The organism is Sphingobium sp. TCM1 (genome assembly GCF_001650725.1).
Lineage (GTDB): Bacteria > Pseudomonadota > Alphaproteobacteria > Sphingomonadales > Sphingomonadaceae > Sphingobium.
This window is the reverse complement of record NZ_LXVX01000004.1, coordinates 1-14,662: the sequence shown is the minus strand read 5'-3', so window position 1 is coordinate 14,662 and position 14,662 is coordinate 1. Positions and strand designations below refer to the sequence as shown.

Here is a 14,662-nt window from a genome sequence, read left to right as displayed (position 1 = left end):
TCAACGGGTGGACGCGCTTTCATTCTTCGTTCGGAACGGCACATCCTTCGTTCCGCAGGAGGCTGCGCGGGGCTGGTGGCGCCATGATTCGCTGCATGGGCGTGCCTTGGTCGGGCTGATGGGCGCTGAAATCGCGCTTAGACACGGTGCGGCCGACTGGGTGCCCGCGCGTTTCACGATCGACATGGTCCGCATCGCGCCTTTCGCCCCGGCCCGGATCGAGACCCATGTCGTGCGCGCGGGGCCGCGCATGGCGCTGGTCGAAGCGACCATGATGGTGAACGACGCGACCGTGGCGCGTGCGACGATGCAATTCCTGCGGTTCACGCAAGCGCCTCCCGGTCGCGTCTGGGCGCCGCCGCCCTGGGATGCGCCTGATCCCGCCGCCCTGCCGCCGATGCCGGATGGAAAGCAGCCCCGCCATTTCGAAATTCGCGCGATTGCAGGCCATCTGGGCGCCGTCGCGCCCAAACGGCTGTGGCTGCGCGAAACGCTGGCGCTGGTCGCCGGCGAACCGCTCGGGCCCTATGCCCGCGTCGCGCTCGCCGCCGACTTCGTCAGCGCCTTCGTTCACGCGGGCGACGCAGGGATTCGCTACATCAACAGCGACGTCAGCCTGCACCTCCATCGCCCGCCGCAAGGGGAATGGATCGGCTTCGAGGCGACCGGGCATGAAGCGTCGGACGGCATAGCGGTCGGACATTGCCGGATCCACGACCGCAACGGCGCGATCGGCTTCATCGCCTGCACCGCGCTTGCGAACGAACGGCGCAAATAGGCCTATTCCGCCGGCATCGGGCGATCCGATCGGCGGCGTCCCGTCATTGCCAGCAGCAATATGATGGCGACGATCAATGCGGCCAGCGCGAAATATTGCCCGCGAAGGCCGAATATCGCCCGGGCCGGCGCCAGCACGAACGGGCTGGCCGCCCCGCCCAGATACATGCAGGTCATCATCAGGCCCACGGCATGGGGCAGCACATCCTTGGGCGCGCGCTGCATGGTCCAGGTCCACAGCGTCGTCAGCCCGACGCCCACACCGATGCCGCTGATCCCAAGCCCCAGCGCGAATTGCCATTGCGCACGGGCGGCCCCGACGATCAGCATCGAACCCGCTACCAGCAGGAACACGATCCGCATGGCATTGGCCGGGGTCAGGCGGTTCGCGACATAGCCGAATCCCACCGACGCCAGCGTCACGGCGGCGGCGTTGACCATGAATACCAGCGCGATCTTCGCATGGCTTGTGATGCCGACGTCGCTCATCAGGAAGGTCGTCTGGACATTGAACAGCAGCATCAGGATGAAGAGAGCGAGCGCGATCAGGTAGATGGGGGTTACGGGCGCCAAGCGACGCAGGCGCGCGATATGGCCCGGCTGTGTGCCCAGCGGGGGCGTCGCCACGGCGGGCAGGGGGCGCAGCAGCAGGATCGGAAGCAGGAAGAGGATGCCGACCAGCCCGTGCAGAAGGAAGGGCGCGCGCCACCAGGCCGAAGCGACCTGCCCGGCAATGAACAGGAAGCTGATCCCCGCGATCGCCCCGGCGCTCACCAGCCACCCGTTCATGCGCGCGCGATCCTTGCCGGTAAACCACGCCGCGATCAGCGTCGTGCCGCAGGTAATCATCGTGCCGATCGCGCAACCCATGACGAACCGGCTGCCCAGCAGCAGCAGCGGCTGGTCGATGAAGGCACCGGCCGTGCCGAACAGGGCGAACAGGACCAACGCGCCCAGATGCACGGGTCGGATGCCGATCATGGCGATCAGCAGGCCTGAAAACAGCCCCGACAGCATCACGCCCAGCATCGGCAACGTGCTCGCCAATTGCGCCAGGAACTGGCCGCGCGTGCCGCCGCCCAGCAGCCTTGCCAGATCCGCTAGGATCGGCGGCAACGCATCGTACAGCAGGGCGGCGGCGGCATTGCCGCTCAGAATCGCCGCGATCAGCAGTATCCGACGCGCGGCCGACAGCTGGCGCGCGGGGGAGGGGCCGGTCTCGGCGCTCATGTGGTCGACACTGTGCATCCTGCTCTCCTTCACTGGCGCCCGTTCTGTCTTCCCCTTCGCTGCGACCGGTCGGGTCGGGATCAGCGGGACAGGAAGCCGGCGAGGCGTCCTTTGATGATGGTCACCGCGTCGGCCATGATTCTGTCGATCAGGTCCTGGCAGTTGGGTATGTCGTGGATCAGCCCCTGGACGAGGCCGGCGGTCCAGATGCCATGATCGGGATCGCCATTATCCAGGCCTTCCTTGCCGCGGGCGCCTTTCACCAGATGGGCAACCTCCTCAAAGGGCAAACCCTTCGCCTCGGCGGCGAGCACCTGCTCGGTAATCGCATTTTTCGCCACGCGCGCACTGTTGCGATAGGTTCGGAAAATCAGGGCGGTAGAACGTTCGTCTGCGGACACCATCGCCCGCTTTATATTCTCGTGGATCGGCGCCTCCTTCGTGGCGCAGAAACGAGTGCCCATATTGATCCCTTCGGCACCCAGGGCAAGCGCGGCGACCAGGCCGCGCCCGTCGCCGAAGCCGCCGCTGGCGATCATCGGGATCTTCACCTTGTCAGCGGCGGCGGGGATCAGGATCAGGCCGGGAATATCGTCCTCGCCCGGATGGCCGGCACATTCGAACCCGTCGATGGATATGGCGTCCACGCCCATCTTCTCGGCCGACAGAGCGTGGCGCACGGCGGTGCATTTATGCACGACCTTGATGCCGTGCGCCTTGAAGGCATCGACATGCTCCTGCGGCTTGTAGCCTGCGGTTTCGACGATCGATATGCCTTCATCGATGATCGCCTGCCGATATTGGGCATAGGGCGGCGGGTTGATGGACGGCAATATGGTCAGGTTCACGCCGAACGGCTTGTCGGTCATCGTGCGACATCGTTCGATCTCGCGGCGCAGTGCGTCAGGAGTCGGTTGCGTCAGCGCGGTCAACATGCCCAGGCCCCCAGCATTGGAGACAGCTGCCGCCATCTCGGCGGTTCCCACCCATTGCATCCCGCCCTGGACGATGGGATGCTCGATCCCCGCCAGTTCGGTAAACCGGGTCTTGATGCGTATGCCGGGGCGTTCGATGACGGCTTGTGATTCAACTGGCGACATGCTTTCCCTCCCGCTATTCATCTCCTGACCGTCCTTGCCGTGCAATGCGGCGCAGGGCAAGATGTTTAACCAGGTTATATGGGAGGTGGGCGATCACCGAGCGCCTGACAGATTGCGAGCGCACGATCAGTCTGCGCATCAGCCTCGCCGCCCGTTTGCAACGCAAGCGGTTCGACATGCGCGCTCGCACCATGGGCATGACGCTGGCCCAATGGCGGGTCATCCATGCCGTCAGCCGTGCCGAAGGGGCGACGCAGCGCTCCATCGCGGAAGCAATGGATGTCGGCGATGTGACCGCCAGTCGGCTGGTCGATCGGCTGGTGGAAAAGGGCTGGATCGAACGGCGCGTTGATCAATATGATCGCCGCGCCCACCGTCTGTACCTCACCCCCGCCGCCACACCGCTGCTGGCGCAACTCACGATGCTTGGCGAGGATGAGCAGCGCAACCAGCTGGCAGGGGTGACGCGTGAGGAGCTGGCCATGGTCAGCGATATACTCGACCGGATGATTGCCAATCTTGAGCAGGCTGATCTCTCAGCGGGGCTGCCGGCCTGCGAGTCGATGGATATTGATTGACGTATATCACTAAGTAATATTGCTCTTTGCGCCATTCTTTGCGATGGAAATGGTTTGATTCCCCGCGGGCGAAACATTCGCCCCTTGCTGCAAAGGCTCCGCGATGACGCTCGAATTCCCCCAGCCCGCCTACATGGCCGATGAGGAACTCACCATGTTCCATGATGCGGTCGGCAAGTTCCTGGACCAACATGCTCCCGCCGAGCGGATGGATAAATGGCGCGAGGACGGTCAGGTGGAGCGCGCCTTCTGGCGCGAGGCGGGCGCAGCCGGCCTGCTGGGTGTGTCCGTGCCGGAGGCCTATGGCGGCCATGGTGGAGATTTCCGCCATGATCTGGTCGTCGTGGACCAGATTTCGCGCAAGGGCACGGAAGGCTTCGCCGCGTCGCTGCACAATGTCATCGTCGCCCCTTATATCCAGCTGCACGGGACCGAGGAACAGAAGCAGCGCTGGTTGCCGCGGATGGTGACGGGCGATCTCGTTGCCGCCATCGCGATGAGTGAACCGGGCGCCGGGTCCGATCTCCAGGCGATCCGCACGACCGCGCTCAAGGACGGGAACGGCTATCGCATCAACGGGTCCAAGACCTTCATCTCCAATGGCCAGATCGCCGACCTCATCGTCGTCGTGGCCAAGACGGACCCGTCGAAGGGCGCGCGTGGCGTCTCGCTGCTGGTGGTGGAAACCGACGAGGTGGAGGGCTTCCGTCGTGGCCAGAATCTCGACAAGATCGGGAACGAGGCGCAGGACACGTCCGAACTGTTTTTCGACGATGTCTGGGTTCCGGCGCAGAATCTTCTGGGTGAGGAGGAGGGCAAGGGCTTCTTCCAACTGATGGCGGAACTGCCACGCGAACGGCTGCTGATCGCCATCACCAGCGTTATCGTTATGGAAAAGGCCCTGGCCCTCACGATCGACTATACCAAACAGCGCAAGGCCTTTGGCCAGCCGGTGTTCGACTTCCAGAACACCCAGTTCAAGCTTGCCGAAATGTACAGCAAGGCACGGATCGCCCGCACCTTCGTCAACGATTGTATCGAAAAGGCAATCGACGGCACGCTGGACGGCACCACGTCCGCCATCGCCAAATTATGGGCGACCGATACCGAATGGGAAATCGTCGATCAGTGTCTGCAACTGCATGGCGGTTACGGCTATATCAATGAATATCCGATCGCCCGCATGTTCCGCAATTCCCGGATCAGCCGCATCTATGGCGGATCGAACGAAATCATGAAGATGCTGATCGCCCGGACGCTCTGAAGACGGCGTCATTCAAAAAAGGGCCAGCCGGTCGCTGCCGGCTGGCCCTTTTTTCCGTCCGCGATCCGCCTTGCGGCGCGCCCTGCGATCAGTTCAGTTTCGACACTTCCTGGCGGCTGAGCGAGGTCATCACGCCATCTTCGGCCACGATCACCTTGTCGGCGGGGATCGTCACGAATTTGGAACGGTAGATCAACTGGACCGAGCCATCGGGATAGACCCGGTCGATCTTGCCCAATCGTGCCTTGGCCGCGTCACGGATGATCGCGCCTTCCTTCGGCGGATTGGCGGCGGTCTGCGCCATCGCGGGCGAGGCAACGGTGATCGCGGCGGCAAGAGCAAGAATGAAGCGCATGGATTTTCCCCTCTGTTCCAAAGCCGCGGGACTCGGCGGTCACGGCGCGGCACTCAAATAGTGAGCAAGCATAGCATTAGCTCACTCAATATTGTCAAGCCCAATTGGTGCGGAGCAGCATGACGGGCGCGCGAACCTAGGGATCGCTCCTGCGTGCAGCCTGTGGTCCGCAAGGAGCGAAGCGATCGCCCGCGACGAGGCTAGAGAAAGGCGCGCAGGGTCGCGATGAACTGATCGAACTGGTCGTGATGCAGCCAGTGACCGGCATTGTCGAAGGTCTGGACCGACGCATCGCGGAAATGCGCCGACAGTCCATTTTCGAGCGGGTTTTCGGCCCAGCTGTCATTACCATAGCATAGCAGCGTCGGGCAGCTGATGTTGCCCCACAGCGCGTGCAGTTCCGCAGGGCTGATGTCGAACGGTGGCCCGCTCCGCACATAATTGTCGAATTTCCAGCTGAAGCTGCCATCCTCGTTCCGGGCGACGCCATGCACGGTCAGGTGCCGCGCCTGCGCCTCCGTCAGATGACTGTTCTCCGCCAGCATCCGCGCCAGCGCCTGCTCGATCGAGGCGTAACGGCGCGGCTGGCGCGCGGCCAGACTGCGCCGCTCCTCGATCCAGTCCCGCCACAGCGTGTTGAAGGGCCTCTCCACGCCCATGCCGGTCGCGGCGGAAGGCAGGCCCAGCCCCTCGATCGCCACCAGCTTGCGCACATGTTCGGGATAGAGGCCGGTATAGCGCAGCGAGATCGCGCCGCCCAGCGAATGGGCGACGATCGTGACCGGCGCCTCACCCTGCTGGTGGATCAGCTGGGCCAGGTCGCAGATGAAATAGGGCATGGTATAGGCCCCGTCCGGCGACCATGCACTGTCGCCATGGCCGCGCAAGTCGGGGCAGATGATGTGCCAGTCGTCGCGCAGCGCCTGCGCCACTTGGTCCCAGCTACGCGCATGGTCTCGCCCGCCATGGATCAGAATCAGGGTCGGAGCCTGCGCATTGCCCCAGTCCAGATAGTTGAGCCGCAGCCGCTGCGACACGAAGCTGTGCGATGTGGGACCAAGGGGTTGTAGCGTGGACATGGCGATATTCCCCAATGGCTTCAGTCGTGCAGGATGACGGTTTCCGACAGGGGCGCCCGGTCGGTGATCGCCGCAGCAGACGGATGATCCTCGTCCGGATAGCCGAAGCTGAGGCCGAACAGGCATATCAGTTCGTCGGACGCGCCCAATTCGCGCTTGATCGCGCTGGCATAATGGCTGAGCGCCCCCTGCGCACACGATCCCAGACCATGGGCCGTCAGCGCCAGCATCAGCGTCTGCGCGTACATGCCGACATCGGCCGCCTCGCGCAGCCCGAAATAGCGCGGCATGAAGAAGAATGCCGCGTGGGGTGCGTCGAACAGCTCGAAATTGCGCAGGAAGGATGCTTCCCGCGCCTCCGGATCGTTGCGACCCACGCCGGTCGCCTCGAACAATGTCACGGCGGAACCGATCCGCCGCGCCTTATATTGATCGACATAGGTCGACGTCAGCGGCACGTCGGGATCGATCTGTCCGGCCCTCGCCTGTTCCAGCAACACATTGCGGATGCGCGCCAGCGATGCACCCGATACGATATGCGTGGTCCATGGCTGCGCATTGCAGTTGGACGGTGCGCGCCCGGCTACGGTGAACAGCCGCGTGATCAGGTCGGCGGGCAGGGGCGTCGGCAGAAAGGCGCGCACCGATCGTCGCTCGGCGACGATGCGGTCATAGATGTCGGCACGGCTATCAGCCCTGCTCCTGTCGATGATCTCGGTCATAATGCCTCCCATTGCCGCTCTTACGGCGTGTCTGATATAAGGGTGCGCGCCGGCGCACGAGGGGGTCTGCCGCGACTGAACCACCGTTCTGCCCGGCTTGTCCCCCAACGGCAACCGGCGAAATGCGGCCGGACCCTTTTCCAGCAGGCGATGACCGCGGCCGATGCCGGATCACGCCGGGCGCCACAGTCGATCTATCGCCGGTCAGGCCGCGTCGCTCTCTGCGTTACGGATGCCGGCCAGATCGCGCGCATAGCCTTTTTTCCGTTCCACCTCCATGCCGCGCAGGATCTGGATACGTTGTGCCTGCGGGCTGCCCGCGCCGTGCAGCGATTCCGTCAGATACCCCACCGCATTGCGGCCCAGCGTCATATTCTCGACCAGCCGCAACATGCGCTGGCGGAATTCGATCGGCACGTTCGCGCGGCCCTGGAAATATTTCTTCAGCATCGGGCCCGCGACGTCATGGTCGAAATCCTGCTCGCTGGGCAGCGTCACCATCAGACCGCCCGCCAGATCCTGCGCCAGCCGACTGATCTCATAAGGAAAGCGGGTGACATTATGCTTGCACACATTGGCCAGCATCGCGTCGTTCATGAAGATACCCGACGGCAACGGCTTGGCCTCATGGCTGGACGCGATGGCGGACGAAAAGATCGTTTCGTTGAGATGCGTCATCTCGACCAGCTTGTCCTTCACATGGCTGGCGGCGTCGGCGCCATTATAGTCGGCGATCGCGGCGGCCGCGCCCACCATCACGTCGCCCAGCCCCGTTTTGCAGACATAGGAGGCGCGATGATAGGCGGTGAAACGCGCGACCATCTCCTGCGCGAATTCATATTCGCCATCCATCAGCACATGCTCATGGGGAATGAAGACGTCGTCGAACACGACCAGCACTTCCTGCCCGCCATATTGCGCGTTGCCCTTGTCGATGTCGCCTGCTTCCATCGCCCGCGTGTCGCAGGACTGGCGACCATAAATATAGGTGATGCCCTCCGCATCGCCCGGCACCAGCCCGACGACGGCATAGTCGCGATCCTGCTCGCCCATGTTCATCGTCGGCATCACCGCGATCCAGTGGCTGTTGAGGCCGCCGGTCATGTGCGCCTTGGCGCCCTGGACATAGATGCCCTTCTCGGTGCGGCGGCTCACGTGCAGGAACAGGTCGGGATCGGCCTGCTCGCTCGGCCGCTTGGACCGGTCGCCTTTGGGGTCGGTCATGCCCGCGCCCAGGATGATGTTGTTGCGCTGGGCCTCCTTCATGAAGTCCAGATAGCGCCGATGGTAGGATGTGCCGTGTTTCTGGTCGATATCATAGGTGATCGAATGCAGAACGCTGATCGTGTCCAGCCCCGCGCAGCGCTGGAAACAGGTGCCGGTCAACTGGCCCAGCCGCCGCTGCATCCGGTTCTTCATCACCAGATCCTGCGGACTGCCTACGATATGCAGGAAACGATTGACCGGCGCATCGATCAGCAACGAATGGGCGGTCGCCAGTTCCGGGTCTTCCACCGCCAGGTCATAGGTGCGTTTCAGCGCATTGATGGACGGGCGGATGATCGGATGGTCGACCGGTTCGGCTATGCGCTCTCCGAACAGATAGACGGTCACGCCACGATTGCGCAACGACTCCACATAGTCTTCGCCCGTGGCGATTGGCGCAAAGCGCGCCCAGCGCTCTGCGGCGCTCTCCTCGCGGCGCTGCACGCCGGTGTCGATGCGGTCGGGAATGCGGTCGATGGTGGTGGCCATGATGATCTCCTCGGATCGTTTCTCGCCCTACCCGGCGAAACGAATGGGGCTTAGTCTAGGCTTCCCTGTCGGACGCCAACAGGTCAGTATGAGCGACTTAAACTCACCAAATCGGGCAGAACGATATGGCCACGATCGACCGCTATTATTTCCATGTGTGCACCGATGGCGCGCGCCGCCGGGGCGTGGACGTCGACCATCTTCTCCGCGCAGCGGGCATCGCGCCCGCCCAGCTCCATGACCCCGCCTGGCGCGGCGATGTCGATGCGATGGCGCGCCTCGTGCGCAGCATATGGCGTGCTCTTGGTGACGAATATATGGGCTACACCGCCCATGCCATGCCGCTCGGCGCCTTCGCCTTCGCCTGCGAAGTCGCGCTCGCCGGCCCCAGCGTCGCCGACGGCTTGCGCCGCGCGATCCGCTTCTACAATCTCGCCAGCCAGGACATCCACACGGTCGCGCACGACAGTCACGATCGTCTGGCCATCGCCGTCCGCTTCGCCGAACCGCAGCGCGACCCGACCCATTATTTCAGCGAATTCTGGCTCATCATCTGGCATCGACTGGCTTGCTGGCTGGCGGGAGAGACGGTGCCGATGCTGGAAGCGCGCTTCGATTATCCGCGCCCGGACGGCTATTTCGAGGAGTTCAAATATCTCTTCCCCTGTCCCCGGGTTTTCGACGCGGACGAACGCGCCATCGCCATGGATGCCCATGCGCTCAGGGCTCCCGTGCGCCGCAGCAGGGATGAACTGGCGGAGATGCTGCGCGACGCGCCGCTCGCCATGATGTCGATCCCCGCGAGCGACCGCACCCTGTCCCGCAAGGTACGCCTCATGCTGGCGCAGGACCCGGCGCTGGGTGCGGATGGGGTGGCGCAGGCGCTCACGCTCCACCCTGACACGCTGCGCCGCCGCCTGCGTTCGGAAGGAAGCAGCCTCACCACCATTCGCGAAAATGTCCGTCGCGACGCGGCCACTCGCGCGCTCGCCGGCACTGGGCGCAGCGTGGAAGCGATCGCGGCTGCCCTGGGCTATGCCGAACCGCGCAGTTTCACGCGCGCCTTCCATGCGTGGACGGGCATGAGTCCCTCCCGCTACCGCGCCCGCCATGGCGTCGGGCAGGGCGTCGAATTGTCTGCGTGACCCCGAATTCGATCCAGCGTTCCGCTTCGACGCCGCCGCCGCGCGAATGCTGTCATCCCCTATACCGTCACCCCAGCGAAGGCTGAGCCACCTTCGTCGTAACAACGGCGGCGGGCCGAGGGGTTTCCTTGGCAAAATCGAGGATGCCCATCAGAGCACCATGGAGCGTGGCATGGATTTCGCCCCGCTTTTCGCCGGGATGCAGGACAATCCGGTGAATGAGCGAACGAATGGCGTCGGAGGCGTCGAGCCGAGTTTGCGGGTCTTCGAGCGTTTGGGTGAACCGCTCCAATTCGCGCCGGTACATTGCGGCGATACCGCGGTGGACCGCCGGAACGACGTGCGGGACCGACGCCATGCGGGCAGCGATTTCGGTCTTCTGCCGCTCCAGATCCGCCATGCGGGCCTTCATCGTGGGCTGGTATAGCCCGTCCTCGATCGCCGTCATGATCCCGGCAATGGCGCGCTCGATTTTGTCCAGCGCGCGGCGGTCGGCTTCGACCTGCGCTTCGTGTTCGCGGTTCTCTCGGTTGATATGTTCGGCGTAAGCGGCGACCGCCGCCTGCACCTTCTCCGGCGACAGCAGCCGTTCGCGCAGACCCGCAAGCGCCCGCTCTTCCAGCGCCTCGCGGCGAATGGTCCGGTTGTTGGCGCAGATATGGCGGCGATGGTGATTGATACAGCCAAAGCGCCCGTTGACCGCCAAGCCCACCGTGCCGCCGCACATGCCGCATTCGACAAGGCCCGACAGCAGAGTGACGGGACGACGGGCCCGGTGCATCCGGCTCGCCTGCGCCGCATGAAGGCCATCGATCATCGGCTTATATTGCTCGACCAGCACATCTTGCCGCCGCTTCACCGCCTGCCACATCTCGTCACTGACGATTCGCAGGTCAGGCACTTCGACCCGGACCCATTCGGATTCGGGATTGAGACGCCGCACGGTCCGTCCCGTGCGCGGGTCTTTGACGGCCTGCTTGCGATTCCAGACCCGCAGGCCGACATACATTTCGTTGTGGAGTATGCCGATGCCCAGCTTGGGCTTGCCGCGTACGGTCGTATCGCTCCAAACGCGGCCGGATGGACCGGCAATGCCGTCCCGGTTCAGGTCACGCGCGATGGCGCGCGGACTCTTGCCCGCCGCGAACTCGCGAAAGATGCGCTCCACAATGGGCGCCTCCGACGGCTCGATCCGGCATTCTCCGCGCACCAGCTCGCCTTCGCTCGAAAGCCGCCGCACCGTGCGGTAGCCATAACCCACCGGCCCTGCCGAGAAGCCCTTTTCCACCCGCCCGCGCTGCCCGCGATGGGTCTTCTTCGCCAGGTCCTTGAGGAACAACGCGTTCATCGTGCCTTTGAGGCCGACATGCAGTTCGCTGATCTCGCCCTCGGCCAGCGTCACGAGCGGCACGCGCGCAAACTGAAGATGCTTGTAGAGCGTCGCCACATCGGCTTGATCGCGCGACACGCGGTCGAGCGCTTCGGCAACAACGATATCGAACTTACCCGCCTGCGCGTCCTGGAGTAGCGATTGAATGCCCGGACGCAGGATCATGCTCGCACCCGATATCGCGGCATCCTGATAGCTGTGGACGACATGCCAGCCCTCACGCTCGGCGCGCTCGCGGCAGATGCGAAGCTGATCCTCGATCGATGCGGCGCTCTGCTGGTCCGAGGAGTAACGGGCATAAAGGGCAATGCGGGTCATGAGAAAAACTCCTGCGATCCGTTCCGCCGTCAGGCAGCCTTAGTCAGCATGAAATCGACATGGACGCCGTCATAGGGAAAGACGATGCCGCGCCCTTCCTTATGGATTACACCAGCGCCGATGAGTGCCTGCACGTCGCCATGCACCGCCTTCATGTCCCGACCCACGCGCCGCGCAGCCTCACGGATCGACATGACGCCTTGCCCGGTCATCGCCTGGATCAAATCCCAGCGCTTGCGGGTGAGCGTCTGCCACAACAGATCGGGACTGGCGAAGCTATGATGCGCGCCCTGGGCCTCGCCCCCGAAAGCGGCAAGCGCACGGCGCGTCACATCGTCGCGGCTGGCGACGGAGAGCGTTACGATGTTCATTTTTGCCTCCATTGGTCCACGTCCTTCCAGAAGTCCGCCAGCAATGCGGCGGGCGTCGTGAAGGCATAGGCCGTTTCGCTCTCGCCGATATGCCGATGATCGCTCTTGCCCGCCTCATTGTCATAGCGCAGCACGCAGACGCCATCGACAATATAGGCGAGGGCATATTTGAGATCGTGTATCGATCCCTTCACCGGCTGCGGCACCCGCCAGATACGAAGCTCTACAAAGGACTTCGCATCAAGCTGGTGGCGTTCGTTGAGCAACGGTTCCGCCTTCATGATGGATTATATGCCATCGAATAGCATTGATGTCAATGATTCCATCATTCTGTTACTTCGGGCTCATTGTCATTGGCGGCTTTGCACGCGCGAATATGCTGACGCGCAATATGGCGGCCGATCGCCTCCGCGATGCGGATTAGCGCCGCCTCAACGTCCACGCTGGACGGCTCGGTGAGAGGCCCGTTATCGTTGGCGGCGGTCAGGCGATTGGGCGGCGCGGTGTTGTCATCCTTCTCCATGGCCCGACTTCCCAAGCGATGGAGGATTGTCGTTGTCTGGCCGGTAAGCGACAGGATCAGCGACCCAGCGATTGACGGCGGACTCGTGCCAGCCAGCACCATGGATGCTGATCGGTACTTGCCGGGGGAAAGTCCCTTCCGCGATCTTGCGGTAGATGGTGGACCGGGAAAGGCCGGTGCGGTCGAGAACGGTTTTGAGGCGAATGATACGATCGGTGTTGGGCATAAGAGAGCTTTCAAGTCATGCGTTGCCAAAGCCCCCTAAAGCCAGAATTGGCGGAGTTTCCGCGCAAGACAAGACACCCGTTGCAGCCTGTCAGGCCGCCCGGATATATGTCGTAGGGCTGTAGAGGGACGGTGAGGGACATCGACGGACGTAGAGGGAATTGGCGGGAATTTGCCTGCCTCATCACCCATGCGTATTTTCTCAGGCGCTGTTGCCTGATTGCCACGATTTTTACGCTAGCCGGTCCCCGCAGATCGTCTGAGCTATGATGTATTCGGCATATCCATCGTCCTTTGCGATGGCCTGCCCGCCGCGAATCAATCTGCCGCAAACACCCCCACCCCGCAAGGGCGTGGGCACTGTAGTGCCGGTTACGCATTGGCACGCCGCTTTATGCATCTCAGCGTCTGGTTTTCGTAGCCAGGGTGCAGGCGGTAGCGAGGGGGCGTCCCCGTGCGTTCCGCACGGGCCGCGCTCTATTCCGCTTCGCTCCACCGAGCCGCTGCTGCGCGCCGTCTCGTCGCCAAGGGGCGTTACGATCGCATGACGCGGGGGACCCATGTGGACATCGCGGCGGGCGCGATGGCGTTGACCGGCTCCGACAAGCGGTGTGGGCGTCGCTACCCTCTAGGCCCGTCGCGGCGGGCCGCAACCCGGCTGTGCCGGGTCTTCCTCTTCGTTCCAGCCTTGCAGGTGCAGCCCGCCTCTGCCGACGCGCCTTCCGGTCGCTCTTGCCGCCCACCCCGCATTTCGGGGCCGGTGTTTTGGCAAGGAGTAAAGAACATGGAACTCAAGCATATCGATATCGCCTGCCTCTCGGTTTCGCCTGCCAACATGCGCGGCGTGAAGAAGGCACCGGACCTCACCAATATTCTGCCGTCCATCCGGGCGCGGGGCATTCTTGTGCCGCTGATCGTGCGAGCAAAATCCTGTCCCGAGCCTGTCGAGGGAGGTTCACCGACCAACTATGAGATCGTTGCGGGCAAGCGGCGCTATCATGCGGCGCTAGCCGTGGCAGAGGAAAGCGGGAGCATCGACCCGTTGCCCTGCGCCGTCATGGAAGCGGGCGATGACGCGGCAGCGCTGGAAGCGTCACTGATCGAGAATATCGCCCGGCTTGATGCCGACGAAATGACCCAGTGCGAAACCTTTACGCGACTGGTCCGTGAAGGACGCAATGTGGAGGACATTTCCCTGACCTTCGGCCTGACCGCATTGCAGGTGAAGCGCACCCTTGCATTGGGCAATCTCATGCCGCGCATCCGCAATCTCTATCGGGCCGAGAGGATCGATGCCATCACCGTCCGGCATCTGACGCTTGCCACCAAGGGGCAACAGCGGGACTGGCTGGCATTGTTCGACAGTGAGACCGATCACGCCCCCATGGGTCAGAATCTTAAATCATGGCTATTTGGTGGGAGCAGCATTTCCACCAAGGTCGCGCTATTCGACCTTGCCAGCTATTCCGGCGAAACCGTCTCCAACCTGTTCGGCGAGGACAGCTATTTTGTTTGTTCCTCAGATTTCTGGACGGCGCAGATGGCGGCGGTCGAGCAGCGAGCCGCAAGCTATCGCGAGGCGGGATGGCCGGAGGTCGTCGTCCTGGAGCGCGGCGACTATTTCCACACATGGGAGCATGAGCGCTGCCCGAAGAAGAAAGGTGGGCGGGTCTATGTTGCCATCAGCCATCGCGGCGAAGTCACCTTCCATGAGGGGTATCTGACCACCAAGGGTGTCAAACGGCGTTCAAAAGGGACCCCCGATCGGCGTCGAAGAGGGACCCCCTTTTCAGATAATATGATGCTGGTTTGTTGAAGATGGCCTTGCGT

Annotated in this window: 16 protein-coding genes; 5 read left to right on the top strand and 11 right to left on the bottom strand. The window is 63.3% G+C overall.

The window, feature by feature from the left end; all coding sequences use genetic code 11:
* Window positions 1–7 precede the first annotated feature (7 nt).
* Window positions 8–778 (top strand): thioesterase family protein, encoded by a 771-nt coding sequence (locus A7Q26_RS03835; RefSeq protein ID WP_066856798.1) that lies wholly within the window; start codon window positions 8–10, stop codon window positions 776–778.
* A gap of 2 nt (window positions 779–780) precedes the next feature.
* Here A7Q26_RS03835 and A7Q26_RS03830 read toward each other — a convergent pair whose 3' ends face one another.
* On the bottom strand, window positions 781–2,025 hold the full coding sequence (locus A7Q26_RS03830) for an MFS transporter (RefSeq protein ID WP_084438984.1): 1,245 nt from the start codon (window positions 2,023–2,025) through the stop codon (window positions 781–783).
* 62 nt (window positions 2,026–2,087) lie between these two features.
* Window positions 2,088–3,065, bottom strand: a complete 978-nt coding sequence (locus A7Q26_RS03825) for an NAD(P)H-dependent flavin oxidoreductase (protein WP_066857040.1) — start codon at window positions 3,063–3,065, stop codon at window positions 2,088–2,090.
* A 218-nt stretch (window positions 3,066–3,283) separates the two neighbouring features.
* Here A7Q26_RS03825 and A7Q26_RS03820 point away from each other — a divergent pair, with 218 nt between their 5' ends.
* Complete coding sequence (locus A7Q26_RS03820) at window positions 3,284–3,685, top strand: MarR family winged helix-turn-helix transcriptional regulator (protein WP_198162828.1); 402 nt, start codon at window positions 3,284–3,286, stop codon at window positions 3,683–3,685.
* Window positions 3,686–3,788: 103 nt separating this feature from the next.
* Window positions 3,789–4,949, top strand: a complete 1,161-nt coding sequence (locus tag A7Q26_RS03815; RefSeq protein WP_066856791.1) for an acyl-CoA dehydrogenase family protein — start codon at window positions 3,789–3,791, stop codon at window positions 4,947–4,949.
* Window positions 4,950–5,037: 88 nt separating this feature from the next.
* Here the strand turns inward: A7Q26_RS03815 and A7Q26_RS03810 are convergent, their stop codons facing one another.
* The 4 genes from A7Q26_RS03810 to A7Q26_RS03795 all read right to left on the bottom strand — a co-directional run bounded on the left by A7Q26_RS03810 (window position 5,038) and on the right by A7Q26_RS03795 (window position 8,860).
* Window positions 5,038–5,304 (bottom strand): hypothetical protein, encoded by a 267-nt coding sequence (locus A7Q26_RS03810; protein WP_066856787.1) that lies wholly within the window; start codon window positions 5,302–5,304, stop codon window positions 5,038–5,040.
* Window positions 5,305–5,504: 200 nt separating this feature from the next.
* Window positions 5,505–6,383, bottom strand: a complete 879-nt coding sequence (locus A7Q26_RS03805) for an alpha/beta fold hydrolase (RefSeq protein WP_066856784.1) — start codon at window positions 6,381–6,383, stop codon at window positions 5,505–5,507.
* A 20-nt stretch (window positions 6,384–6,403) separates the two neighbouring features.
* Window positions 6,404–7,105, bottom strand: a complete 702-nt coding sequence (locus tag A7Q26_RS03800; RefSeq protein WP_066856782.1) for a nitroreductase — start codon at window positions 7,103–7,105, stop codon at window positions 6,404–6,406.
* A gap of 204 nt (window positions 7,106–7,309) precedes the next feature.
* Entirely contained in the window at window positions 7,310–8,860 is a 1,551-nt protein-coding gene (locus A7Q26_RS03795; protein ID WP_066856780.1) for a 4-hydroxyphenylacetate 3-hydroxylase family protein, read from the bottom strand.
* 125 nt (window positions 8,861–8,985) lie between these two features.
* On the opposite strand from A7Q26_RS03795, the gene A7Q26_RS03790 reads away from it, so the two are divergent.
* Entirely contained in the window at window positions 8,986–10,005 is a 1,020-nt protein-coding gene (locus A7Q26_RS03790) for an AraC family transcriptional regulator (RefSeq protein WP_066856778.1), read from the top strand.
* A gap of 67 nt (window positions 10,006–10,072) precedes the next feature.
* On the opposite strand, the gene A7Q26_RS03785 is transcribed toward A7Q26_RS03790, so the two are convergent.
* From A7Q26_RS03785 to A7Q26_RS24490, 5 genes are read right to left on the bottom strand one after another with little or no spacing between them, the layout of a single operon-like run.
* Window positions 10,073–11,713 carry a recombinase family protein gene (locus tag A7Q26_RS03785; protein WP_066856776.1) on the bottom strand — a complete coding sequence of 547 codons (1,641 nt, stop codon included), beginning with the start codon at window positions 11,711–11,713 and terminating at the stop codon, window positions 10,073–10,075.
* 29 nt (window positions 11,714–11,742) lie between these two features.
* A complete protein-coding gene (locus tag A7Q26_RS03780; protein WP_056683795.1) occupies window positions 11,743–12,084 on the bottom strand; it encodes an HVO_A0114 family putative DNA-binding protein in 342 nt (113 codons plus the stop codon).
* Entirely contained in the window at window positions 12,081–12,365 is a 285-nt protein-coding gene (locus tag A7Q26_RS03775) for a toxin-antitoxin system TumE family protein (RefSeq protein ID WP_066606313.1), read from the bottom strand. Before A7Q26_RS03775 ends, A7Q26_RS03780 begins: the two co-directional genes overlap by 4 nt.
* Before the next feature lie 44 nt (window positions 12,366–12,409).
* Window positions 12,410–12,709, bottom strand: a complete 300-nt coding sequence (locus A7Q26_RS03770) for a hypothetical protein (RefSeq protein WP_232313682.1) — start codon at window positions 12,707–12,709, stop codon at window positions 12,410–12,412.
* Window positions 12,594–12,833, bottom strand: a complete 240-nt coding sequence (locus A7Q26_RS24490) for a helix-turn-helix transcriptional regulator (protein WP_084438982.1) — start codon at window positions 12,831–12,833, stop codon at window positions 12,594–12,596. The genes A7Q26_RS03770 and A7Q26_RS24490 overlap by 116 nt, the downstream gene beginning before the upstream one ends.
* Before the next feature lie 453 nt (window positions 12,834–13,286).
* Here A7Q26_RS24490 and A7Q26_RS03765 point away from each other — a divergent pair, with 453 nt between their 5' ends.
* Window positions 13,287–14,648, top strand: a complete 1,362-nt coding sequence (locus tag A7Q26_RS03765; protein ID WP_332308756.1) for a ParB/RepB/Spo0J family partition protein — start codon at window positions 13,287–13,289, stop codon at window positions 14,646–14,648.
* Window positions 14,649–14,662 lie beyond the last annotated feature (14 nt).